Origin of the sequence: Parasulfuritortus cantonensis, assembly GCF_004337445.1 — a bacterium.
Classification (GTDB): Bacteria; Pseudomonadota; Gammaproteobacteria; order Burkholderiales; family Thiobacillaceae; genus Parasulfuritortus; species Parasulfuritortus cantonensis.
The window spans coordinates 49,811-73,302 of the sequence record NZ_SJZB01000043.1; the positions used below are offsets into that span (position 1 = coordinate 49,811).

19 protein-coding genes, 5 tRNA genes and 1 pseudogene are annotated in these 23,492 nt (G+C 64.8%); all 25 read right to left on the bottom strand.

All coding sequences use genetic code 11. The features are described from left to right. Window positions 1–2: 2 nt before the first annotated feature. Window positions 3–1,193 carry an elongation factor Tu gene (tuf, locus tag EZJ19_RS12600; RefSeq protein WP_131448131.1) on the bottom strand — a complete coding sequence of 397 codons (1,191 nt, stop codon included), beginning with the start codon at window positions 1,191–1,193 and terminating at the stop codon, window positions 3–5. Between the two features lie 12 nt (window positions 1,194–1,205). Next, window positions 1,206–3,302, bottom strand: a complete 2,097-nt coding sequence (fusA, locus tag EZJ19_RS12605) for an elongation factor G (protein WP_131448133.1) — start codon at window positions 3,300–3,302, stop codon at window positions 1,206–1,208. Window positions 3,303–3,320: 18 nt separating this feature from the next. Further along, window positions 3,321–3,791 (bottom strand): 30S ribosomal protein S7, encoded by a 471-nt coding sequence (gene rpsG / locus EZJ19_RS12610; protein WP_131448135.1) that lies wholly within the window; start codon window positions 3,789–3,791, stop codon window positions 3,321–3,323. Between the two features lie 37 nt (window positions 3,792–3,828). After that, on the bottom strand, window positions 3,829–4,209 hold the full coding sequence (gene rpsL, locus EZJ19_RS12615) for a 30S ribosomal protein S12 (protein ID WP_131448137.1): 381 nt from the start codon (window positions 4,207–4,209) through the stop codon (window positions 3,829–3,831). 136 nt (window positions 4,210–4,345) lie between these two features. Beyond that, window positions 4,346–8,548: a DNA-directed RNA polymerase subunit beta' gene (gene rpoC / locus EZJ19_RS12620; RefSeq protein WP_131448139.1), complete on the bottom strand. Its 4,203-nt coding sequence runs from the start codon at window positions 8,546–8,548 to the stop codon at window positions 4,346–4,348. Window positions 8,549–8,572: 24 nt separating this feature from the next. Then, window positions 8,573–12,682, bottom strand: a complete 4,110-nt coding sequence (gene rpoB / locus EZJ19_RS12625) for a DNA-directed RNA polymerase subunit beta (RefSeq protein ID WP_131448141.1) — start codon at window positions 12,680–12,682, stop codon at window positions 8,573–8,575. Between the two features lie 141 nt (window positions 12,683–12,823). Next, entirely contained in the window at window positions 12,824–13,198 is a 375-nt protein-coding gene (rplL, locus tag EZJ19_RS12630; protein WP_131448143.1) for a 50S ribosomal protein L7/L12, read from the bottom strand. Between the two features lie 39 nt (window positions 13,199–13,237). Beyond that, window positions 13,238–13,738 (bottom strand): 50S ribosomal protein L10, encoded by a 501-nt coding sequence (rplJ, locus tag EZJ19_RS12635; protein ID WP_131448145.1) that lies wholly within the window; start codon window positions 13,736–13,738, stop codon window positions 13,238–13,240. Window positions 13,739–13,948: 210 nt separating this feature from the next. Next, entirely contained in the window at window positions 13,949–14,650 is a 702-nt protein-coding gene (rplA, locus tag EZJ19_RS12640) for a 50S ribosomal protein L1 (RefSeq protein WP_131448147.1), read from the bottom strand. 1 nt (window position 14,651) lies between these two features. Further along, the gene (gene rplK / locus EZJ19_RS12645) at window positions 14,652–15,083 is read right to left on the bottom strand and encodes a 50S ribosomal protein L11 (RefSeq protein WP_131448149.1); all 432 of its coding nucleotides are present in this window, start codon (window positions 15,081–15,083) and stop codon (window positions 14,652–14,654) included. A gap of 84 nt (window positions 15,084–15,167) precedes the next feature. Further along, complete coding sequence (gene nusG, locus EZJ19_RS12650) at window positions 15,168–15,701, bottom strand: transcription termination/antitermination protein NusG (RefSeq protein ID WP_131448151.1); 534 nt, start codon at window positions 15,699–15,701, stop codon at window positions 15,168–15,170. Next, window positions 15,701–16,048 carry a preprotein translocase subunit SecE gene (secE, locus tag EZJ19_RS12655; protein ID WP_131448153.1) on the bottom strand — a complete coding sequence of 116 codons (348 nt, stop codon included), beginning with the start codon at window positions 16,046–16,048 and terminating at the stop codon, window positions 15,701–15,703. Before secE ends, nusG begins: the two co-directional genes overlap by 1 nt. A 24-nt stretch (window positions 16,049–16,072) precedes the next feature. Continuing rightward, window positions 16,073–16,148 (bottom strand) — tRNA-Trp (locus EZJ19_RS12660). 60 nt (window positions 16,149–16,208) lie between these two features. Next, window positions 16,209–17,399, bottom strand: coding sequence for an elongation factor Tu (gene tuf, locus EZJ19_RS12665; protein ID WP_131448131.1), 1,191 nt, complete (start codon window positions 17,397–17,399; stop codon window positions 16,209–16,211). A gap of 38 nt (window positions 17,400–17,437) precedes the next feature. After that, window positions 17,438–17,512, bottom strand: a tRNA-Thr gene (locus tag EZJ19_RS12670). A 27-nt stretch (window positions 17,513–17,539) separates the two neighbouring features. After that, a tRNA-Gly gene (locus EZJ19_RS12675) sits at window positions 17,540–17,613 on the bottom strand. A gap of 52 nt (window positions 17,614–17,665) precedes the next feature. Beyond that, window positions 17,666–17,750 (bottom strand) — tRNA-Tyr (locus tag EZJ19_RS12680). 72 nt (window positions 17,751–17,822) lie between these two features. Then, a pseudogene (ychF, locus tag EZJ19_RS12685) lies at window positions 17,823–18,910 on the bottom strand (redox-regulated ATPase YchF). Then, window positions 18,907–19,497, bottom strand: a complete 591-nt coding sequence (gene pth / locus EZJ19_RS12690) for an aminoacyl-tRNA hydrolase (RefSeq protein WP_131448155.1) — start codon at window positions 19,495–19,497, stop codon at window positions 18,907–18,909. Before pth ends, ychF begins: the two are co-directional and overlap by 4 nt. Window positions 19,498–19,503: 6 nt before the next feature. Continuing rightward, entirely contained in the window at window positions 19,504–20,127 is a 624-nt protein-coding gene (locus tag EZJ19_RS12695; RefSeq protein ID WP_131448157.1) for a 50S ribosomal protein L25/general stress protein Ctc, read from the bottom strand. Window positions 20,128–20,186: 59 nt separating this feature from the next. Next, a complete protein-coding gene (locus EZJ19_RS12700; protein ID WP_131448162.1) occupies window positions 20,187–21,137 on the bottom strand; it encodes a ribose-phosphate pyrophosphokinase in 951 nt (316 codons plus the stop codon). Between the two features lie 65 nt (window positions 21,138–21,202). Further along, window positions 21,203–21,277: transfer RNA gene (locus tag EZJ19_RS12710), tRNA-Gln, on the bottom strand. Between the two features lie 2 nt (window positions 21,278–21,279). After that, on the bottom strand, window positions 21,280–22,116 hold the full coding sequence (ispE, locus tag EZJ19_RS12715) for a 4-(cytidine 5'-diphospho)-2-C-methyl-D-erythritol kinase (protein ID WP_131448164.1): 837 nt from the start codon (window positions 22,114–22,116) through the stop codon (window positions 21,280–21,282). Beyond that, on the bottom strand, window positions 22,113–22,697 hold the full coding sequence (lolB, locus tag EZJ19_RS12720) for a lipoprotein insertase outer membrane protein LolB (protein ID WP_131448166.1): 585 nt from the start codon (window positions 22,695–22,697) through the stop codon (window positions 22,113–22,115). Before lolB ends, ispE begins: the two co-directional genes overlap by 4 nt. 3 nt (window positions 22,698–22,700) lie before the next feature. Further along, window positions 22,701–23,492 (bottom strand): tetratricopeptide repeat protein (locus EZJ19_RS12725; RefSeq protein ID WP_131448168.1); only part of this gene is annotated, 792 nt, incomplete at its 5' end.

Consider the following 23,492-nt stretch of genomic DNA (forward strand, 5'->3'; position numbering starts at 1 on the left):
GATTATTCGATGATCTTGGCGACGACGCCGGCGCCGACGGTACGACCGCCTTCGCGGATGGCGAAGCGCAGACCTTCTTCCATGGCGATCGGGGCGATCAGGGCGGCCGTGATCGACACGTTGTCGCCAGGCATCACCATCTCGGTACCGGCCGGCAGCTCAATCGCGCCGGTCACGTCGGTCGTACGGAAGTAGAACTGCGGACGGTAGCCGTTGAAGAACGGCGTGTGACGGCCGCCTTCTTCCTTGCTCAGCACGTAAATCTCAGCGCTGAACTTGGTGTGCGGCGTGATCGAACCCGGCTTGGCCAGCACTTGGCCACGCTCGACTTCTTCACGCTTCGTGCCGCGCAGCAGCACGCCGACGTTGTCACCGGCCTGACCCTGGTCCAGCAGCTTGCGGAACATTTCCACGCCGGTGCAGGTGGTCTTGGTGGTCGGCTTGATGCCGACGATCTCGACTTCTTCACCGACCTTGATGATGCCGCGCTCGACACGACCGGTCACCACGGTGCCACGGCCGGAGATCGAGAACACGTCTTCGATCGGCAGCAGGAACGGCTTGTCCACGGCGCGCTCCGGCGTCGGGATGTAGCTGTCCAGCGCGTCTGCCAGCTTGAAGATGCTCGGCTCGCCGATGTCGCTCTGGTCGCCTTCCAGCGCCTTCAGCGCGGAACCGATGACGATGGGAATGTCGTCGCCCGGGAAGTCGTACTTGCTCAGCAGTTCGCGCACCTCCATTTCGACCAGCTCGAGCAACTCGGCGTCGTCGACCATGTCGGCCTTGTTCATGTACACGATGATGTACGGCACGCCGACCTGACGGGCCAGCAGGATGTGCTCGCGGGTCTGCGGCATCGGGCCGTCCGCGGCCGACACCACCAGAATCGCGCCGTCCATCTGGGCGGCACCGGTAATCATGTTCTTCACGTAGTCGGCGTGGCCGGGGCAGTCCACGTGGGCGTAGTGACGGGTCGCCGTCTCGTATTCCACGTGCGCGGTGTTGATGGTGATACCGCGGGCCTTCTCTTCCGGCGCGCTGTCGATATCCGCATACGCCTTCGCCGCACCACCAAACTTACGCGACAGAATCGTCGTGATCGCCGCCGTCAACGTGGTCTTGCCATGGTCCACGTGCCCAATCGTACCCACGTTTACGTGCGGCTTCGTACGCTCAAACTTTTCCTTGGCCATTTCGTAACCTCGTTACTTCGTCTTGCTGTTGATGACGGCCTCGGCCACGTTCTTCGGGGCCTCGGAGTAGTGCTTGAATTCCATGGAGTAGGTCGCGCGGCCCTGGGACATGGAACGCAGGTCGGTGGAGTAGCCGAACATCTCGGCCAGCGGCACCTCGGCCTTGATGGCCTTGCCGCCGGGCAGGTCTTCCATGCCCTGGATGATGCCGCGTCGGCGATTCAGGTCGCCCATGACGTCGCCCATGTAGTCTTCCGGGGTCTCCACTTCCACGGCCATCATCGGCTCCAGCAGGGACGGGCTGGCTTTGCGCATGCCATCCTTGAAGCCCATGATCGCGGCCATCTTGAAGGCCTGCTCGGAGGAGTCGACCTCGTGGTAGGAACCGTCGAACAGGGTGACCTTGACGTCCACCACCGGGAAACCGGCCAGCACGCCATTGTTGATCGCCTCGCGCAGACCCTTGTCCACCGCGGGGATGTACTCGCGCGGCACGGTGCCGCCCTTGATGGCGTCCACGAACTCGTAGCCCTTACCCGCTTCGTTCGGCTCCATCTTGAGCCAGACGTGGCCGTATTGGCCCTTACCGCCGGACTGCTTGACGAACTTGCCTTCCTGCTCGATCGACTTGCGGATGCACTCCCGGTAGGCCACCTGGGGCGCACCGACGTTGGCCTCGACGTTGAATTCGCGGCGCATGCGGTCGACCAGGATCTCCAGGTGCAGCTCGCCCATGCCGGAGATGATGGTCTGGCTGGTTTCCTCGTCGGTACGGACGCGGAAGGACGGATCTTCCTGAGCCAGGCGGTTCAGGGCCAGACCCATCTTTTCCTGGTCGGCCTTGGTCTTCGGCTCGACGGCGACGTGGATCACGGGCTCGGGGAAGATCATGCGCTCGAGGATGATCGGCTTATCCATGGCGCACAGGGTGTCGCCGGTGGTGGCATCCTTCAGGCCCACGGCGGCCGCGATGTCGCCGGCACGCACTTCCTTGATCTCTTCGCGGTTGTTGGCGTGCATCTGCAGGATGCGGCCCAGGCGTTCCTTCTTGCCCTTGACCGAGTTGTAGATGGAGTCGCCGGAGTTGACCACGCCGGAGTAGACCCGGAAGAAGGTCAGCTGGCCGACATAGGGGTCGGTCATGATCTTGAACGCCAGCGCGGAGAACGGGGCCTCGTCGGACGCCTCGCGGGTATCCTTGCCGCCGTCATCCAGCTCGCCCTCGACCGCGGGTACGTCCAGAGGCGACGGCATGTACTCGACGACGGCATCGAGCATGGCCTGGACGCCCTTGTTCTTGAAGGCGGAGCCGCACATCATGGGGACGATCTCGCCGGCCAGGGTACGGGCACGCAGGGCGGACTTGATGTCGACCTCGGAGAGATCGCCCTCTTCCAGATACTTGTTCATCAGGTCTTCGGTCGCCTCGGCGGCGGCCTCGACCATCTTCTCGCGCCACTCCTGGCAGGTATCGACCAGGTCGGCTGGGATGTCGCCGTATTGGAACTTCATGCCCTGGGTCGCATCGTCCCACAGGATGGCCTTCATCTTGACCAGGTCGACCACGCCGGCGAACTTGTCCTCGGCACCGATGGGCACCTGGATGGGCACGGGGTTGGCCTTCAGGCGCGAGCGCATCTGCTCGTAGACCTTGAAGAAGTTGGCACCGGAGCGGTCCATCTTGTTGACGAACGCCAGACGCGGCACCTTGTACTTGTTGGCCTGACGCCACACGGTCTCGGACTGCGGCTGCACACCACCCACGGCGCAGTACACCATGCAGGCACCGTCCAGGACGCGCATGGAACGCTCCACCTCGATGGTGAAGTCAACGTGCCCGGGGGTGTCGATGATGTTGATGCGATGCTCGGGGAAGGACATGTCCATGCCCTTCCAGAACGTGGTGGTCGCGGCGGAGGTGATGGTGATGCCGCGCTCCTGTTCCTGCTCCATCCAGTCCATCGTCGCCGCGCCGTCGTGCACTTCACCGATCTTGTGGTTGACACCGGTGTAGAACAGGATGCGCTCGGTCGTCGTCGTCTTGCCGGCGTCGATGTGGGCGGAGATACCGATATTGCGATAGCGCTCGATGGGGGTTTTGCGTGCCACGTTGAGTCCTTAGCTTTCTTAGAAGCGGAAATGCGAGAAGGCCTTGTTGGCCTCGGCCATGCGGTGAACTTCCTCACGCTTCTTCATGGCGCCACCACGGCCTTCGGCGGCGTCCAGCAACTCGCCGGCCAGACGCTGGCCCATGGACTTCTCGCCGCGCTTGCGGGCGAATTCCTTCAGCCAGCGCATCGCCAGGGCGTTGCGACGAGCCGGACGGACTTCCACCGGCACCTGGTAGTTGGCACCACCGACGCGGCGGGACTTCACTTCCACGACCGGACGGACATTGGACATCGCGGTGTTGAACACCTCGATGGGATCCTTGCCGCTCTTCTTCTCGATCAGCTCGAAGGCACCGTAGACGATGCGCTCGGCAACGGCCTTCTTGCCGCTGTTCATGATCACGTTGACGAACTTGGCCACTTCCTGGTTGCCGAACTTCGGATCGGGCAGGATGTTGCGCTTGGGAACTTCACGACGACGGGGCATTTTCTAACCTTTCTATCCCAAATACATGACGGGCCGATTACTTGCCGGCCTTCGGACGCTTGGCGCCGTACTTGGAACGGGACTGCTTCCGGTCCTTGACGCCCTGGGTGTCCAGGGAACCGCGCACGATGTGGTAACGCACACCCGGCAAGTCCTTGACACGACCGCCGCGCACCAGGACCACCGAGTGCTCCTGGAGGTTGTGGCCTTCGCCGCCGATGTAGCCGATGATTTCGAAGCCGTTCGAGAGACGGACCTTGGCGACCTTACGGAGCGCGGAGTTCGGCTTCTTCGGGGTGGTGGTATAGACCCGGGTGCACACGCCACGCTTCTGCGGGCAGGACTCCATGGCCGGAACCTTGCTCTTTTCGATCGGAGCCTTGCGGGGCTTCCGCACCAGTTGGTTGATGGTTGGCATTTGTGTTGCGCCTTCTGTTCAGATCTAAACCGTTAACCCGAAGCCGAACCCGGCGACAGGGGAATGAATGCGGCCCACGAAGACGTGGGCCGCCATTAAAAAAGACTGCGGATTCTATTCAGCGTCAAGCACCCTGTCAAGCCTCCGGATCGCCTTCTTCCACCGGAGCGAACATCGCCTCGGCTTCGGCATAGCTGGCGTTGGCCTCCATTTCCGCCTGCTGCTTGCGGATCTTGTGGTGGGCCAGGCCGGTGCCGGCGGGAATCAGGCGGCCGACGATGACGTTTTCCTTCAGGCCGCGCAGGTCGTCCTTCTTGGCCATGATCGCGGCCTCGGTGAGGACGCGGGTGGTTTCCTGGAAGGAAGCCGCCGAGATGAAGGAGTCGGTGGACAACGAGGCCTTGGTGATGCCGAGCAGGATGTCGTCGTAGGCGGCGGGCTGCTTCTCTTCCGCGACCATCTTGTCGTTCTCCTGCAACACCTCGGAACGCTCGACCTGCTCGCCGAGGATGAAGCCGGTATCACCCGGATCGGACACGGTGACGCGGCGCAGCATCTGGCGCACCACGACCTCGATGTGCTTGTCGTTGATCTTCACGCCCTGCAGACGGTAGACGTCCTGGACCTCGTTGATGACGTAGCGGGCCAGCGCCTCGATACCCTGCAGGCGCAGGATGTCGTGCGGATCGACCGGACCGTCGACGATCATTTCGCCCTTCTGCACCACCTGGCCATCGTGCACCGTGACGTGCTTGTCCTTCGGGATCAGGTACTCGTGGGCGACGCCGTCCAGATCGGTGATGATCAGGCGCTGCTTGCCCTTGGTGTCCTTGCCGAAGGTGATGGTGCCGGTGACCTCGGCGAGGACGCCGGCATCCTTGGGCGAACGGGCCTCGAACAGCTCGGCCACGCGCGGCAGACCGCCGGTGATGTCGCGGGTCTTCGAGGTTTCCTGCGGGATGCGGGCCAGCACGTCGCCGATGTTGACTTCCTGGCCGTCCTTGACGGTGATCAGGGAGCCGACCTGGAAGGTGATGTTCACCGGGTGGTCGGTACCGGCCGCATTGACCTCCATGCCGTCCGGGCCGATGAAGCGGACCTGCGGGCGCACGCCCTTGCTGCTGGCGCTGGAGCCGCGGCGCTTGCCGTCGATGACGATCAGGGTCGACAGACCGGTGATGTCGTCGATCTGTTTGGCGACCGTGACGCCTTCCTCGACATTCTCGAACTTCACCCGGCCGGCGTACTCGGTGATGATCGGGCGGGTGTGCGGGTCCCAGTTGGCCAGTGCCACGCCGGCCTTGATGACGTCGCCATCCTTGACCGCCAGGGTGGCGCCGTAGGGCACCTTGTGGCGTTCGCGCTCGCGACCGTGCTCGTCGGTGATCAGGACCTCGCCGGTACGGGAGATGACGACCTGCTCGCCCTTGACGTTGGTGACGTAGCGCATGGTCGCGGCGAAGCGCACGGTACCGGCCGACTTACATTCGACCTGGCTGGCCGCGGCGGCCCGCGACGCGGCACCGCCGATGTGGAAGGTACGCATGGTCAGCTGGGTACCCGGTTCGCCGATCGACTGGGCGGCGATGACGCCGACCGCTTCGCCGGAGTTGACCAGGTGGCCGCGGCCGAGATCGCGGCCGTAGCACTTGGCGCACAGACCCCAGCGCGTGTCGCAGGTGAGCGGGGTGCGCACCTTGACCTCGTCGACGCCGCGGGCGTCGATCAGCTCGACCTTGTCCTCGGCCAACAGGGTGCCGGCCTCGATGATGGTCTCGCCGCTGTCCGGGTCGATCACGTCGGTGGCGGCCACGCGGCCGAGGATGCGGTCGCGCAGCGGCTCGATGACGTCGCCGCCCTCGACCAGCGCCTTCATGACCATGCCGTTGCTGGTGCCGCAGTCGTCCTCGGTGATCACCAGATCCTGGGTCACGTCGACCAGGCGGCGGGTCAGGTAGCCGGAGTTCGCGGTCTTCAGCGCGGTGTCCGCGAGGCCCTTACGGGCGCCGTGGGTCGAGATGAAGTACTGCAGCACGTTGAGGCCTTCGCGGAAGTTCGCCGTGATCGGCGTCTCGATGATGGAGCCGTCCGGCTTCGCCATCAGGCCCCGCATGCCGGCCAGCTGGCGGATCTGGGCGGCGGAACCGCGGGCGCCCGAGTCGGCCATCATGTAGATGGAGTTGAACGACTCCTGCTTGACCTGCTTGCCTTCGCGGTCGGTGACGGTCTCGTGCGAGAGCTGTTCCATCATGGCGCGGGCGACGTCGTCGCCGACCTTGCCCCAGATGTCCACGACCTTGTTGTAGCGCTCGCCCTGGGTGACCAGACCGGAGGTGTACTGGGATTCGATCTCCTTCACCTCCTGCTCGGCCTTGGCGATGATGTCCTGCTTCTGCGGCGGCATCAGCATGTCCTGCATGCAGATCGAGATGCCGCCCTTGGCCGCCATCGAGAAGCCGGTGTACATCAGCCGGTCGGCGAACACCACGGTCTCCTTGAGGCCGCTCTTGCGGAAGGCCGCGTTGATGAGGCGGGAGATCTCCTTCTTCTTGAGCACCTTGTTGATGTGCGAGAAGGACAGGTTGAGCGGCAGGATCTCGGACAGCAGCGCCCGTCCCGCGACGGTGTCGTAGCGGTTGATCTGGGTCTCGACGCTGCCGTCGTCCTTGAGCAGGCGCTCCTTCAGCCGCACGGTGACCTTGGCGTTGATGTCCAGCAGGCCGGACTGCCAGGCGCGCCGGACCTCGTCGGTGTTGGAGAACAGCATGCCCTCGCCCTTGGCGTTGATGCGCTCGCGGGTCATGTAGTACAGGCCCAGCACGATATCCTGGGACGGCACGATGATGGGCTCGCCGTTGGCGGGCGACAGCACGTTGTTGGAGGCCATCATCAGGGTGCGGGCTTCCAACTGCGCTTCCAGCGACAGCGGTACGTGGACGGCCATCTGGTCGCCGTCGAAGTCGGCGTTGAAGGCGGTACAGACCAGCGGGTGCAGTTGGATGGCCTTGCCCTCGATCAGGGTCGGCTCGAAGGCCTGGATGCCCAGGCGGTGCAGGGTCGGGGCGCGGTTCAGCATCACCGGATGCTCGCGGATGACCTCTTCCAGGATGTCCCAGACCACCGGTTCCTGGGCCTCGACCATGCGCTTGGCGGCCTTGATGGTGGTGGCCAGGCCCATGGTTTCCAGGCGGTTGAAGATGAACGGTTTGAACAGCTCCAGGGCCATCAGCTTGGGCAGGCCGCACTGGTGCAGCTTGAGGGTCGGGCCCACCACGATGACGGAACGGCCGGAGTAGTCGACCCGCTTGCCGAGCAGGTTCTGGCGGAAGCGGCCGCCCTTGCCCTTGATCATGTCGGCCAGGGACTTTAGCGGGCGCTTGTTGGCGCCGGTCATGGCCTTGCCGCGGCGACCGTTGTCGAGCAGCGAGTCGACGGCTTCCTGGAGCATGCGCTTTTCGTTGCGCACGATGATCTCGGGGGCCTTCAGCTCCAAGAGGCGCTTCAGACGGTTGTTCCGGTTGATGACCCGGCGATAGAGGTCGTTCAGGTCGGAGGTGGCGAAGCGGCCGCCGTCCAGGGGCACCAGGGGGCGCAGCTCGGGCGGCAGCACGGGCAGGACTTCGAGGATCATCCACTCGGGGTGGATGCCGGACTTCTGGAAGGCCTCGAGGACCTTCAGGCGCTTGGCCAGCTTCTTGATCTTGGTGTCGGAGCTGGTCTTGTCCAGCTCGGCGCGCAGGATCTCGACCTCGCTGTCCAGGTTGATGCCCTTGAGGAGGTCACGGATGCCTTCGGCGCCCATCCCGGCCTTGAACTCGTCGCCGTACTCCTCGAGCTTCGCGAGGTAGTCGTCCTCGGTCATGATCTGGCAGCGGTTGAGCGGGGTCATGCCCGGCTCGGTGACCACGTAGGCCTCGAAGTAGAGGACCCGCTCGATGTCGCGCAGGGTCATGTCCAACACCATGCCGAGACGGCTGGGCAGGGACTTCAGGAACCAGATGTGGGCGACCGGGCTGGCCAGCTCGATGTGGCCCATGCGCTCGCGACGCACCTTGGACAGAGTCACTTCGACGCCGCACTTCTCGCAGATCACGCCGCGATGCTTGAGGCGCTTGTACTTGCCGCACAGGCACTCGTAGTCCTTCACCGGGCCGAAGATCTTGGCGCAGAACAGGCCGTCGCGCTCCGGCTTGAAGGTACGGTAGTTGATGGTCTCCGGCTTCTTCACTTCACCGTAGGACCAGGAACGGATCTTCTCGGGCGAAGCGAGGCCGATCTTGATGGCGTCGAATTCTTCGTCCTGGCTGACTTGCTTGAACAGGTCGAGAAGGGCTTTCATCTTTGCTTTGCTCCTGATACCCGGTTAGTAACGCTCGAGGTCCATGTCGATGGCCAGCGAACGGATTTCCTTCACCAGCACGTTGAAGGACTCCGGCATGCCGGCGTCGATCTTGTGCTCGCCCTTGACGATGTTCTCGTACACCTTGGTCCGGCCGGTGACGTCGTCCGACTTGACGGTGAGCATCTCCTGCAGGGTGTAGGCGGCGCCGTAGGCTTCCAGCGCCCACACTTCCATTTCACCGAAGCGCTGGCCACCGAACTGGGCCTTGCCGCCCAGCGGCTGCTGGGTGACCAGGGAGTACGGGCCGGTCGAGCGGGCGTGCATCTTGTCGTCGACCAGGTGGTGCAGCTTCAGGATGTGCATGTAGCCGACGGTGGTGGTGCGGTCGAAGGGTTCGCCGCTGCGGCCGTCGTAGAGCTGCACCTGGGTCTTGCCCGGGGTGAAGCCGAGGCGCGCGGTGTTCGGATCGTCGTCCGGGAAGGCGAGATCCAGCATGCCCTTGATTTCGTCTTCCTTGGCGCCGTCGAACACCGGGGTGGCGAACGGCACGCCGCCGCGCAGGTTGCCGGCCATCTCGACGATCTCGACATCGGAGAACGACTTCAGGTCTTCCTTGCGGCCCGAGGAGTTGTACACCTGCTCGAGGAACTTGCGCAGTTCCGCCGCCTTGGCCTGCTCTTCCAGCATGCGCGCGATGCGCCGGCCGACGCCCTTGGCGGCCCAGCCGAGGTGCACCTCGAGGATCTGGCCGACGTTCATCCGCGACGGCACGCCGAGCGGATTCAGCACCAGGTCGACCGGCGTGCCGTCGGCCATGAAGGGCATGTCCTCGACCGGCACGATCTTGGACACGACACCCTTGTTGCCGTGGCGGCCGGCCATCTTGTCGCCGGGCTGCAGGCGGCGCTTCACCGCCAGGTAGACCTTGACCATCTTGATCACGCCCGGGGGCAGTTCGTCGCCGGAGGTCAGCTTGCGCTTCTTGTTCTCCAGCATGGCGGCGAAGTCCTCGCGCTGCTTGTCGAGGCCGTCCTTGATGCCTTCCATCTGGCGGCTGACGTCCTCGTCGGCGACCCGGATGTCGAACCAGTCGTACGGGCTGACGTCGTCCAGGTAGGCGTCGCTGATCTCGGCGCCCTTGGCCAGCTTCTTCGGGCCGCCCTTGGCGGTCTTGCCCAGGAGGATGCGGCGCATACGCTCGAAGGCGTCGTGCTCGACGATGCGCATCTGGTCGGCCAGGTCCTTCTGGTACTTCTTCAGCATGTCGTCGATGATCTGGTTCGCGCGCGAGTCACGCTCGATACCCTCGCGGGTGAACACCTGGACGTCGATGACGGTACCGCTCATGCCGGTCGGCACGCGCAGGGAGGTGTCCTTCACGTCGGACGCCTTCTCGCCGAAGATGGCGCGCAGCAGCTTCTCTTCCGGGGTCAGCTGGGTTTCGCCCTTGGGCGTGACCTTGCCGACCAGGACGTCGCCGGCCTCGACCTCGGCACCGATGTAGACGATGCCGGCCTCGTCCAGGCGGCCGAGCTGCTGGGGCGACAGGTTGGAGATGTCGCGGGTGATTTCCTCGGGGCCCAGCTTGGTGTCGCGGGCGACCACGTTGAGTTCCTCGATGTGGATCGAGGTGTAGCGGTCGTCGGCGACGACGCGTTCGGAGATCAGGATCGAGTCTTCGAAGTTGTAGCCGTTCCAGGGCATGAACGCGACCAGCATGTTCTGGCCCAGGGCCAGCTCGCCCTTGTCGGTGGAGGCGCCGTCGGCGATGACGTCGCCGCGGGCGATCTTGTCGCCGCGCCGGACCAGGGGACGCTGGTTGATGTTGGTGTTCTGGTTGGAACGCTGGTACTTGGTCAGCGAGTAGATGTCGACGCCGACCTGGCCGGCCACCGCCTCCTCGTCGTTGACCCGGACCACGACCCGGCTGGCGTCGACGTAGTCGACCACGCCGCCGCGCAGGGCCTTGACCACGGTACCCGAGTCGACCGCCGCGGTGCGCTCGATGCCGGTACCGACCAGCGGGGTATCCGGACGCAGGCAGGGCACGGCCTGGCGCTGCATGTTGGAACCCATCAGGGCGCGGTTGGCGTCATCGTGCTCCAGGAAGGGGATCAGCGAGGCCGCCACCGAGACGATCTGCGACGGCGCGATGTCCATGTACTGGATGCGGTCCGGCGTGGTCAGGGCGGATTCGTTGTGGTGGCGGGCGGAGACCAGCTCGTCGATCAGCTCGCCCTTGTCGTTCAGGGCCGCGTTGGCCTGGGCGATGACGTACTGGCTTTCCTCGATGGCGGACAGGTATTCGATCTGGTCGGTCACCTTGCTGTCGTTCACCTTGCGGTAGGGCGTCTCGATGAAGCCGTACTCGTTGGTGCGGGCGTACAGGGCCAGGGAGTTGATCAGACCGATGTTCGGACCTTCCGGGGTCTCGATCGGGCAGACCCGGCCGTAGTGGGTCGGGTGCACGTCGCGCACCTCGAAGCCGGCCCGTTCGCGGGTCAGGCCGCCGGGGCCCAGCGCGGAGATACGGCGCTTGTGGGTGATCTCGGACAGCGGGTTGGTCTGGTCCATGAACTGGGACAGCTGGCTGGAACCGAAGAACTCCTTGATGGCGGCGCTGATCGGCTTGGCGTTGATCAGGTCATGCGGCATCAGGTTGTCGGACTCGGCCTGGTTCAGGCGTTCCTTGACGGCCCGCTCGACCCGGACCAGGCCGGCGCGGAACTGGTTCTCGGCCAGTTCGCCGACCGAACGCACGCGCCGGTTGCCCAGGTGGTCGATGTCGTCGACCTCGCCGCGGCCGTTGCGCAGCTCGACCAGGATCTTGATCACGGCGACGATGTCGGCGGTCTCCAGGGTGCCGAGGCCGGTCAGCTCGTCGTTGCCGATGCGGCGGTTGAACTTCATGCGGCCGACCTTGGACAGGTCATAGGTCTCGGGCGAGAAGAACAGGCGCTGGAACAGGGCCTCGACGGCGTCCTCGGTGGGCGGCTCGCCCGGGCGCATCATGCGGTAGATGGCCACGCGCGCAGTCCACTGGTCGACCGTCTCGTCGGTGCGCAGGGTCTGCGAGACGAACGGGCCGTGGTCGAGCTCGTTGGTATACAGGGTGTCGAACTTGGCGACCTTGGCCTCGACCAGCTTCTCCAGCAGGGCCTCGGTGATCTCGTCGTTGGCGCGCGCGATGACCTCGCCGGTCTCCTTGTCGACGACGTTGGCGGCCACGGTGCGGCCGAGCACGAAGTCGTTGTCGACGGTGATCTTCTTGACGCCGGCGGCTTCGAGATCGCGGATGTGCTTGGCGGTGATGCGCTTGTCCTTGGCGACGATGACCTTGCCATCCTTGTCGACCACGTCGAAGCGGGCCACGTCGCCCTTCAGGCGCTCGGCCTTGATCTCGTACTCGATGCCCTTCTTGCCGAAGTGGAAGGTCTCGAATTCATAGAACTCGGCGAGGATGCGCTCGGGCGTGTAGCCGAGCGACTTGAGCAGGATGGTGACCGGCATCTTGCGGCGACGGTCGATCCGGAAATAGACGAAGTCCTTGGGATCGAACTCGAAGTCGAGCCAGGAGCCGCGGTAGGGGATGATGCGGGCCGAGAACAGCAGCTTGCCGGAGCTGTGGGTCTTGCCGCGGTCATGCTCGAAGAACACGCCCGGCGAACGGTGCAGCTGGGAGACGATGACGCGCTCGGTCCCGTTGATGATGAAGGAGCCGTTCGGGGTCATGAGCGGGATCTCGCCCATGTAGACCTCCTGCTCCTTCACTTCCTTGATCTTTTCCTTGCTGCTCTCGCGGTCCAGGATGACCAGGCGCACCTTGGCGCGCAGGCTGGCGGCGAAGGTCAGGCCGCGCTGCTGGCATTCGACGATGTCGAAGACCGGTTGGCCGAGGGTGTAGCTGACGAAGTCCAGCCGGGCACCACCGTTATGGCTGGTGATCGGGAAGATGGAGCCGAACGCCGCCTGCAGGCCGACATCCTTGCGCGTGTGCGGCAGGGTGTATTCTTGCAGGAACTCGATGTAGGACTGGATCTGGGTGGTCAGCAGGTAAGGCACCTGCAGGACGCTCTCGCGCTTGGCGAAGCTCTTGCGGATGCGCTTTTTCTCGGCGAATGTGTAGTTCATGTCGGCTCCGTGTCGGTGACAGGACTCAGGTTTCAGGAATCGGTCCGGATGCAGGCCGATTCCTGAAGCCTGAAATAGCTAAAGGCTGGCGGCCCGAGGGCCACCAGCCACAACCAAGGCGAAACGCCTCGGCACGTCGAGTTACTTGACCTCGACGGTCGCGCCAGCTTCGGTGAGCTGCTTCTTGATGTCCTCGGCCTCGGCCTTGGCACACGCTTCCTTGACGGTCTTGGGGGCGCCGTCGACCATGTCCTTGGCTTCCTTCAGGCCCAGGCCGGTGATCGCGCGGACGACCTTGATGACGTTGACCTTGTTGGCACCGGCGGCCATCAGGACGACGTCGAACTCGGTCTTTTCTTCGGCGGCCGGGGCGGCGGCGCCGCCGGCGGGACCGGCGACGGCCAGGGAAGCGGCGGAAACGCCGAACTTCTCTTCGAAGGCCTTGACCAGGTCATTCAGTTCCATGACGGTCATGGCGCCTACGGCTTCCAGGATGTCTTCCTTGCTAACAGCCATTTCTATGCACTCCTAAAATCGAGATGTTTGATAAATGAATCAGGCGGCAGGCGCTTCTTCGCGCTGCTTGGCCAGAGCGGCCAGGGCGCCGGCGAAGCCGGAAACCGGCGCCTGCATGACGCCGAGCAGCCTGGCGAGCAGTTCCTCGCGGCTGGGGATGGACGCCAGGGCTTGCACGCCCGACTTGTCCAGCACCTTGCCGCCGTAGCAGCCTGCCTTCAGAACCAGCTTGTCGTTGCCCTTGGCGAAGTCGTTCAGCACCTTGGCGGCCGCCACGGCGTCTTCGGAGACGCTGTAGATCAGGTGGCCGGCCATCTGTTCGGCCAGGGGCTCGAACGAGGTGCCGACGACGGCACGACGCACCAGGGTGTTCTTCAGCACGCGCAGGTACACGCCAGACTGGCGGGCCTTGGCACGCAGCACGGTGAGGTCGGCGACCTTCACCCCGCTGTATTCGGCCAGGACCATGGTCTGGGCGTTGGCGAGCTCGGCCGACACCTCGGCTACGACAGCTTTCTTGTCATCAAGATTGAGACCCACGGGTCTTTTCTCCTATCAAGCCAACAATCGGTGCGGCATTCGCCACACCACCCTACGGCGACCTGATTCAGGAGTGGCATTCCTGTTTCGGGTGACACCGTCTGCGTAGACCGGGATCGCTCCCAATTAAGCCGCTTCGCTGGACGAGCCTCGGCGGCGTCTACGGTCTTGGACACGCCCGCCGGCCGAAACCGGCGGGCACCCAAATTCTTACTGCTGCTGGACCAGGCTGGCCTGGTCGACGCGGACACCGACGCCCATGGTGGACGACACGGCGACCTTCTTGAGATAGACACCCTTGGCGCTGGCCGGACGGGCCTTGTTCAGCGCTTCGACGATGGCGGCCAGGTTTTCCTTGAGCGCACCGACCTCGAAGGAGGCGCGACCCAGGGTGGCGTGCACGATACCGGCCTTGTCGGTACGGTACTGGACCTGACCGGCCTTGGCGTTCTTCACCGCTTCGGCGACGTTCGGGGTGACGGTGCCGACCTTCGGGTTCGGCATCAGGCCGCGCGGACCGAGGATCTGGCCCAGCTGGCCGACCACACGCATGGCGTCCGGCGAGGCGATGACGACGTCGAAGTCCATGCGGCCACCCTTGATCTCGGCGGCCAGGTCGTCGAAGCCGACGATATCGGCGCCGGCGGCCTTGGCGGCCTCGACGTTGGCACCCTGGGTGAACACGGCGACGCGCACCGACTTGCCGGTACCGCGCGGCAGCACCACGGAACCGCGCACGACCTGGTCGGACTTGCGCGGGTCGACGCCGAGGTTCACGGCGACGTCGATGGACTCGTTGAACTTGGCGGTGGCCGCTTCCTTGACGAGCGCCAGGGCGTCGTCGATGGCATACGCCTTGTTGCGGTCAACCTTGGCCTTGAGGGCCGCGAGACGCTTGGAAACCTTGGCCATGTCAGACACCCTCCACGTTGAGACCCATGCTGCGGGCGCTGCCGGCGATGGTGCGCACGGCGGCGTCCATGTCGGCGGCGGTGAGGTCCGGCATCTTGGTCTTGGCAATTTCTTCCAGCTGGGCACGGGTGATCGTGCCCACCTTGTCGGTATGCGGCTTGGCGCTGCCCTTCTGGATGCCGGTGGCCTTCTTGATCAGGACCGTGGCCGGCGGGGTCTTCATGATGAAGGTGAAGGACTTGTCCGCGTAGGCGGTGATCACCACGGGGATCGGCAGACCCGGCTCGAGTTCCTGGGTCTTGGCGTTGAACGCCTTGCAGAATTCCATGATGTTGAGGCCGCGTTGGCCGAGGGCCGGGCCAATAGGCGGCGACGGGTTGGCCTTGCCGGCCGGCACTTGCAGCTTGATGTAGCCGATGATCTTCTTTGCCATGATGGCGTTCCTTTCAGACTTGAGTGGTAGCGCGCCCTCGGCCTTGCGGCCTGACGGCGCTCCTCTGCCGGTTTAGGGCCTCGGTCAGGCCTTCTCCACCTGGGAGAAATCCAGTTCCACGGGTGTCGGCCGACCGAAGATGGTCACCGTCACGCGCAGCTTGCTCTTCTCGTAGTTGGCCTCTTCCACCGTGCCGTTGAAGTCGGTGAAGGGACCGTCGACGACGCGGACCAGCTCGCCCGCCTCGAAGGTGATCTTCGGCTTCGGCTTTTCCACGCCCTCCTGCATCTGCTGCATGATGGCGTCGACCTCGCGCTCAGGGATGGGCGCCGGCTTGTTCGCCGTGCCGCCGACGAAGCCGGTAACCTTGGCGGTGCTCTTGACCAGGTGCCAGGTGGCGTCGTTCATTTCCATCTGGACCAGGACGTAGCCGGGGAAGAACTTGCGCTCGGAGGTGCGCTTCTGGCCGCCCTTCATCTCGACCACTTCCTCGACCGGAACCAGGATCTCGCCGAACTGATCCTGCATGCCGGCGCGCTCGACGCGCTCCTTGAGGGCGCGCATGACGCTCTTCTCAAAGCCGGAATAGGCATGCACCACGTACCATTGCATCGCCATCACTCACTCCTGCCCATAGCCAGCTTGACCAGCCAGAACAGGCTGCTGTCCACCAACCACAGAAAAAGCGCCATGACCAGGACGAATACGATCACGACCCCGGTCATCTGCATGGTTTCCTTGCGCGTGGGCCAGACCACCTTGCGCGCTTCGGCGACCGATTCCTGGCTGAAGGCATAGAACGCCTTGCCGGGCACCGTCATATAGGCGACGCCGGCCGCCACCCCCACACCGGCCAGCACGGACAACACGCGCACCACCGTGGGACTGCCGGAAAGCAGGTAAAACCCCGCAATCCCGGCTGCCACCAAAAGGAAGGCAACCGCGAGTTTGATCTTGTCGGCCATGGCTATCGTTAAAACTTTATAGAGTGGCAGGGGCAGAGGGTCTCGAACCCCCAACCTTCGGTTTTGGAGACCGACGCTCTGCCAATTGAGCTATGCCCCTGCGGCAGAGACACCAAGGCGCCCCACATGGGAGCGCCCTGTTTCTTACGCTTTACAACACTTACTCGATGATCTTGGCGACGACGCCGGCGCCGACGGTACGACCGCCTTCGCGGATGGCGAAGCGCAGACCTTCTTCCATGGCGATCGGGGCGATCAGGGCGGCCGTGATCGACACGTTGTCGCCAGGCATCACCATCTCGGTGCCGGCCGGCAGCTCAATCGCGCCGGTCACGTCGGTCGTACGGAAGTAGAACTGCGGACGGTAGCCGTTGAAGAACGGCGTGTGACGGCCGCCTTCTTCCTTGCTCAGCACGTAAATCTCAGCGCTGAACTTGGTGTGCGGCGTGATCGAACCCGGCTTGGCCAGCACTTGGCCACGCTCGACTTCTTCACGCTTCGTGCCGCGCAGCAGCACGCCGACGTTGTCACCGGCCTGACCCTGGTCCAGCAGCTTGCGGAACATTTCCACGCCGGTGCAGGTGGTCTTGGTGGTCGGCTTGATGCCGACGATCTCGACTTCTTCACCGACCTTGATGATGCCGCGCTCGACACGACCGGTCACCACGGTGCCACGGCCGGAGATCGAGAACACGTCTTCGATCGGCAGCAGGAACGGCTTGTCCACGGCGCGCTCCGGCGTCGGGATGTAGCTGTCCAGCGCGTCCGCCAGCTTGAAGATGCTCGGCTCGCCGATGTCGCTCTGGTCGCCTTCCAGCGCCTTCAGCGCGGAACCGATGACGATGGGAATGTCGTCGCCCGGGAAGTCGTACTTGCTCAGCAGCTCGCGCACTTCCATTTCGACCAGCTCGAGCAGCTCGGCGTCGTCGACCATGTCGGCCTTGTTCATGTACACGATGATGTACGGCACGCCGACCTGACGGGCCAGCAGGATGTGCTCGCGGGTCTGCGGCATCGGGCCGTCCGCGGCCGACACCACCAGAATCGCGCCGTCCATCTGGGCGGCACCGGTAATCATGTTCTTCACGTAGTCGGCGTGGCCGGGGCAGTCCACGTGGGCGTAGTGACGGGTCGCCGTCTCGTATTCCACGTGCGCGGTGTTGATGGTGATACCGCGGGCCTTCTCTTCCGGCGCGCTGTCGATATCCGCATACGCCTTCGCCGCACCACCAAACTTACGCGACAGAATCGTCGTGATCGCCGCCGTCAACGTGGTCTTGCCATGGTCCACGTGCCCAATCGTACCCACGTTTACGTGCGGCTTCGTACGCTCAAACTTTTCCTTGGCCATCGTTACTACCCCTCAGCAAAATTTACGAACTAGAAAACTGGTGCCCATGGGCAGGATCGAACTGCCGACCTCTCCCTTACCAAGGGAGTGCTCTACCACTGAGCCACATGGGCGAAAACCTTTGCACACGGCCGACCAACTGGAGCGGGTGATGGGAATCGAACCCACGTCATCAGCTTGGAAGGCTGTGGTTCTACCATTGAACTACACCCGCCGTTACCTTAACAGCCGGCGCCCGACTCGATCTATCGGGCGCTTTGTAAATCTGGTGGAGGGGGAAGGATTCGAACCTTCGAAGGCAGTGCCGTCAGATTTACAGTCTGATCCCTTTGACCGCTCGGGAACCCCTCCGGGAAAGCGCGGCATTATCTCGACGTTCACCGCGCTTGTCAAATAGAACCTGAGGAAATTGCCTGCGCGGGCTCAGACGTTGAACAGGAAATTCATCACGTCGCCATCCCGGACGACGTATTCCTTGCCCTCGGCGCGCATCTTGCCGGCCTCCTTGGCCCCTGCTCGCCGCCGCAGGCGATGAAATCCTCGTAGGCGATGGTCTGGGCGCGGATGAAGCCGCGCTCGAAGTCGGTGTGGATCACGCCCGCCGCCTGGGGCGCGGTATCGCCCTGATGGATGGTCCAGGCGCGCACCTCCTTGACCCCGGCGGTGAAATAGGTCTGCAGGCCGAGCAGGTGGTAGGCGGCCCGAATCAGCCGGTTCAGACCCGGCTCGTGCATGCCCATGTCCTCCAGGAAGACCTGCTTGTCATCGTCGGAGAGATCGGCGATCTCGGCCTCGATGGCGGCACAGATCGCCACGACGTCGGCCTTCTCGGCCTCGGCCAGCTTGTTCACGGCATCCAGGTAGGGATTGTTCTCGAAGCCGCCTTCCTTGACGTTGGCCGCATACAGGACCGGCTTCGCGGTGAGCAGGAAGAATTGCCGCAACAGGACCCGATCCTCCTTGGACAGGTCCAGGGCGCGCACCGGCTTGGCCTCGTTGAGCTGGGCCTGGCACTGTTCCAGTACCCCGACCAGCAGCTTGGCCTCCTTGTCGCCGCCGGCCTTGGCCTGCTTGGAGTAGCGGGCCAGGGCCTTCTCCACCGTGGCCAGGTCGGCCAGGGCCAGCTCCGTGTTGATCACCTCGATGTCGGAGACCGGGTCGACCTTGCCGGCCACGTGGACCACGTTCTCGTCCTCGAAGCAGCGCACCACGTGGACGATGGCGTCGGTCTCGCGGATGTTGGCCAGGAACTGGTTGCCCAGACCCTCGCCCTTGGAGGCGCCCGCCACCAGGCCGGCGATGTCGACGAACTCGACGATGGCATGCTGCACCTTCTGCGGCTTGACGATCTCGGACAGCCGCTCCAGGCGCCGATCGGGCACCTCGACGATGCCGACGTTGGGCTCGATGGTGCAGAAGGGATAGTTCTCCGCCGCGATGCCGGACTTGGTCAGGGCGTTGAACAGGGTGGACTTGCCCACGTTGGGCAGGCCGACGATTCCGCATTTCATGGCTGGTCTTCCTTCGGTTTGGTATTGGCGCGCTGGGTGGCGGCCGGCCAATCGGCCTGGGCGATCAGGGGCCAGAGATCGAGGGCACGGTCGATGGCGCGGTCGATCTCGATGAACTCTTCCTTGCGCGGCGGCTTGAGGACGTAGTTGACCACCTCGTTGCGGTCGCCCGGATGGCCGATGCCGATGCGCAGGCGCCAGTAGTCCTGGCTGCCCAGGTGGGCGGTGATGTCCTTGAGGCCGTTGTGGCCGCCCAGACCGCCGCCGAACTTGAGGCGCAGCTGACCGGGCGGGATGTCCAGCTCGTCGTGCACGACCAGGATCTCCGCCGGGGCGATCTTGTGGAACCGGGCCAGGGCGCCGACCGCCTGGCCGGACCGGTTCATGTAGGTCTGCGGCAACAGGAGCCAGGCGCCGGCAGTGCGGGCGAGCCCGGCCAGGCCGTGGAAACGCGCCTCCCGCGCGAGCGTCACCCCCAGGCGGGCGGCCAGGCGCTCACAAAACCAAAACCCGGCGTTGTGCCGGGTTTCGGAATATTCGGCCCCGGGATTGCCGAGGCCGACGACGAGTCGCGGCGCGACCTGCATCGCCTATCAGGCGGCCGGGGCTTCGCCCTCGGCAGCCGCTTCGCCCTCATCGGCCGACTCCGCCTTGGCGCCCAGGATGGTGGCGACGGTCGGGTCTTCGCCGCGGTGCACCAGGACCGACTCGACACCGGCCGGCAGCTTGATGTGCGACAGGTGGATGGAGTTGCCGGTGGCCAGTTCCTTGCAGTCGACCTCGACGTACTCGGGCAGGCTGCCGGGCAGGCAGATGACTTCGATTTCGGCCATCACGTGGCTGACCACGCCGCCTTCCAGCTTGACGCCCGGGCTGACCTCGGCATTGACGAAGTGCAGGGGCACCTTCATGTGGATCTTGTGGCCGGCATCGACGCGCTGGAAGTCGACGTGCAGGACCTGGACCTTGTAGGGGTGGACCTGGACGTCCTTGAGCAGCACGGACTGCTTGGCACCTTCCAGGTTCAGGCTCAGCACGGAGGAGTGGAAGGCCTCGTTGCGCAGACCCAGGAGCAGTTCCTTGTGGTCGATGTCGATGGCCACGGGGGCCAGGTCGGCACCATAGACGATGCCGGGCACGCGGCCGGCGCGACGCAGGCGGCGGCTCGCACCCGAACCTTGTCCATCGCGCTTGGCGGCATTGATTTCGAATTGCATGACGTTCTCCAAATGATCAAAAAAAACCGCCCGCGACCAGGCGGCACTCCAGCAGCCCGCTACTCGGTGAACAGCGAGCTGACCGAATCCTCGTTACTGATGCGGCGGATGGTCTCCGCCAGCAGTTCCGCCACCGACACCTGGCGAATCTTGGCGCAACGCACGGCGTCGTCGCGCAGGGGGATGGTGTCGGTCACCACCAGCTCGTCGAGCTGCGAGCCGCTGATCCGCTCGATCGCGCTGCCCGACAGCACCGGGTGGGTGATGTAGGCCAACACCTTCTTGGCACCATGCTCCTTGAGCGCGGCAGCGGCCTCGCACAGGGTGTTGGCGGTATCCACCATGTCGTCCATGATGATGCAGGTGCGGTCCTTGACCTCGCCGATGATGTGCATCACCTTAGCCACGTTCGGCTTCGGCCGGCGCTTGTCGATGATCGCCAGGTCGCAGTCCAGGCGCTTGGCCACGGCGCGCGCGCGCACCACGCCGCCGACGTCGGGCGACACCACCAGGAGGTTGTCCAGGTTCTGCTTCCAGATGTCGCCCATCAGGATGGGGGTGGAATAGACGTTGTCGACCGGCACGTCGAAGAAGCCCTGGATCTGGTCCGAGTGCAGGTCCATGGTGAGCAGGCGGTTGACCCCCACCGCGGTGAGCATGTCGGCCACCACCCGGGCGGTGATCGGCACCCGCGCCGAGCGCACCCGGCGATCCTGGCGGGCATAGCCGAAATAAGGCATGGCGGCGGTGATGCGGCCGGCCGAGGCACGCCGCAGGGCGTCCACCATGAGCATCACTTCCATCAGGTTGTCGTTGGTCGGCATGCAGGTGGACTGCAGCACGAAAACGTCCTTGCCGCGGACGTTCTCGAGTATCTCCACCGCCACCTCGCCGTCCGAGAAACGGCCGACAGTGGCCCGTCCCAAACGAATGTTGAGGCTGCGTGCGACTTCCTCGGCAAGCTTGGGATTCGCGTTGCCGGTAAACACCATCAAGCTGTCGTAGGCCACTGGACTACCCGCGCGTCAAACAAAAACAAAAAGCGTGCAGCCCCGCTGCACGCTTGCGAATTATCTGGCTGGGGAGGTAGGGATCGAACCTACGAATGCCGGAATCAAAATCCGGTGCCTTACCACTTGGCGACTCCCCAAGCTAACCTGCCGGCGACCCCGCCCCGTCGTACATCGGATGTACGTCGAGGCCGTCCGCCACAAAACCCTTCATCCCCTCCGGCCGCTGCCCGAACACTGCCTCGGCCTCTGCCCGGCCCGCGAAGGCCGCGAACACGCAGGCCCCGGACCCGGTCATGCGGGCATCGCCGTAGCGGCCCAGCCAACGCAGATATTCGCCGATCACGGGGTAAAGCACCAGCGCAACCGGCTCGAGATCGTTGTGGCCACCGGAGAGGGGCGGGATTTTCAACTCTGGCGTATCCCGTGTCAATCCCGGATGCGAAAAAATTGTCGCCGTGGCGACCTGGACGGGCGGCACCAGCACCACGTAGCTGGCCGGTGCCAGGCTGACCGCCCGGAGACGTTCGCCGACACCCTCGGCGAAGGCACTGCGCCCGAACACGAAGACCGGGACGTCGGCGCCCAGGCGCAGGCCGAGTGCCTGCAACTCGGCGCGCGGCAGGTCCAGGCGCCAGAGCCGGTTCAGGGCCATCAGGACGGTCGCGGCATCCGAGCTGCCGCCGCCCAGGCCCCCGCCCATGGGCAGGTGCTTTTCCAGGCGGATGTCGGCCCCGAGCCGGCAGCCGGTGTGTTCCCGCAACAGGCTGGCGGCCCGGAAACAGAGGTCGGCGTGCTCGGGCACGCCCGGCAGCGGCGTCAGCAGCCGGATGTCGCCGTCCGCCCTGGGCGCGATGTGCACGGTATCGCCGTAGTCCAGGAAGCGGAACACGGTCTGCAGCAGGTGATAGCCGTCCGGACGCCGGCCGACGACGTGCAGGAACAGGTTCAGCTTGGCCGGTGCGGGAAACGCGTTCACGGCGTCACCCAGTTGTCGACCACCAGGCGGAACTCGATCTCGCCCCGGCTGGCGAACAGGCGGCCCGGCAGCCAGCGGTCGCCGCGCAGCTGGTAGCGGCTGTACTCGATGTGCCAGCCGTCCTGGTCCAGGCGGGCGACATGGCCGTCGGCATCGGCGGCGGCACGGAACGGCTGCCCGGGCCTTGGCAGGGCGGACAGCCACCAGACCAGGCCGTCGAGCGGCAGACGCAGGCCGAGCGCCCGCTCCATCAGGCGCTCGTCGCTATCCTCGCTGATCTCCTCGCCGTCGGCGCCCTTGAGCGTCAGACGCCCCCCCTGGCGGCGGATTTCCACGGCCCCCTGGCCGAGCGGCCCCGACATCAGCAGGGTTTCCTCGCCGGCCAGGCGGCGCCAGGTCAGGCTGCCGGAGAGATGCTGGTCTGCGGTCTGCACCGCGAGACGGCCGTCGAGTTCGAAATGTTCCACCGGCGTGCGCCCGGCGAGGGTCTCCGGCGCGACCGCCACCGGCAGACCGGCGCAGCCGGCCAAGCCGAGCAGAAGCAGCGCGCCGATGCGGCCGAGCAGATGCCCCGGAGCCATCGCTCAGTGGCTGAAACGGGACACCGTTTCCTGGAGGACGTCGCTGTCCGGGTGCTCGCGCAGGGAGCCCTGCCAGACCTTGCGCGCGTCGTCGCGCTGGCCGGCTGCCCAGAGCGCCTCGCCCAGGTGGGCGGCGATCTCCGGATCGGCACGCCGGCCGAAGGCCTGCTTGAGGTAGCCGACCGCGCGGTCGAGGTGCTTGGCCTTGAATTGCGCCCAGCCCATGCTGTCGAGGATGAAGGCATCGTCCGGACTCAGCTTGAGCGCCTTCTCGAGCAGGGCGATACCCTCGTCCAGGCGATCGGTACGGTCGATCAGGGTGTAACCGAGCGCATTGTAGGCATGGGCATGGTCCGGCTCGAGCTTGATCAGCCGGCGCAGGTCGGCTTCGAGGACGTCGAGCTTGTCCAGGCGCTCGGCGATCATGGCATGGTCGTAGAGCAACTCGCCGCTGTCCGGCATCTTGACCAGGGCCGCCCCCAGCACCGCATAGGCATCCTGGTAACGCTTGGCCTCGCGCAGCAGCTGCGCCTCGGCCTGGATCACCTGGACCTGCTCGGCCTCGCCGGAGGTGGGCAGCTGGGTGAGCAGGGCACGGCCATCGTCGACCCGGCCCAGTTTGCCCATCACCACGGCGGCCTTCAGGCGCGCCTCGAAATAATGCTCGCCCGGCTCCACCTGCAGGTACCACTCGAGCGCCTTGTCATAACGCTGGCGGCCCTCGTTGATCTGGCCCAGGTAGCCGCGCACGAGGTCGGCGTCGGCGAAGCCGTGCTCCAGGCTCTGGCCGAGGTA

Bases quoted from the DNA above. Each gene is read 5' to 3' on its own strand.
- rpsL (WP_131448137.1), bottom strand. From the start codon at position 4,209: ATGCCAACCATCAACCAACTGGTGCGGAAGCCCCGCAAGGCTCCGATC.
- tuf (WP_131448131.1), bottom strand. From the start codon at position 17,399: ATGGCCAAGGAAAAGTTTGAGCGTACGAAGCCGCACGTAAACGTGGGT.
- rplA (WP_131448147.1), bottom strand. From the start codon at position 14,650: ATGGCCAAGGTTTCCAAGCGTCTCGCGGCCCTCAAGGCCAAGGTTGAC.
- rplK (WP_131448149.1), bottom strand. From the start codon at position 15,083: ATGGCAAAGAAGATCATCGGCTACATCAAGCTGCAAGTGCCGGCCGGC.
- nusG (WP_131448151.1), bottom strand. From the start codon at position 15,701: ATGGCGATGCAATGGTACGTGGTGCATGCCTATTCCGGCTTTGAGAAG.
- rpsG (WP_131448135.1), bottom strand. From the start codon at position 3,791: ATGCCCCGTCGTCGTGAAGTTCCCAAGCGCAACATCCTGCCCGATCCG.
- pth (WP_131448155.1), bottom strand. From the start codon at position 19,497: ATGCAGGTCGCGCCGCGACTCGTCGTCGGCCTCGGCAATCCCGGGGCC.
- rpoB (WP_131448141.1), bottom strand. From the start codon at position 12,682: ATGAACTACACATTCGCCGAGAAAAAGCGCATCCGCAAGAGCTTCGCC.
- rpoC (WP_131448139.1), bottom strand. From the start codon at position 8,548: ATGAAAGCCCTTCTCGACCTGTTCAAGCAAGTCAGCCAGGACGAAGAA.
- lolB (WP_131448166.1), bottom strand. From the start codon at position 22,697: ATGGCTCCGGGGCATCTGCTCGGCCGCATCGGCGCGCTGCTTCTGCTC.
- EZJ19_RS12695 (WP_131448157.1), bottom strand. From the start codon at position 20,127: ATGCAATTCGAAATCAATGCCGCCAAGCGCGATGGACAAGGTTCGGGT.
- tuf (WP_131448131.1), bottom strand. From the start codon at position 1,193: ATGGCCAAGGAAAAGTTTGAGCGTACGAAGCCGCACGTAAACGTGGGT.
- secE (WP_131448153.1), bottom strand. From the start codon at position 16,048: ATGGCCGACAAGATCAAACTCGCGGTTGCCTTCCTTTTGGTGGCAGCC.
- rplL (WP_131448143.1), bottom strand. From the start codon at position 13,198: ATGGCTGTTAGCAAGGAAGACATCCTGGAAGCCGTAGGCGCCATGACC.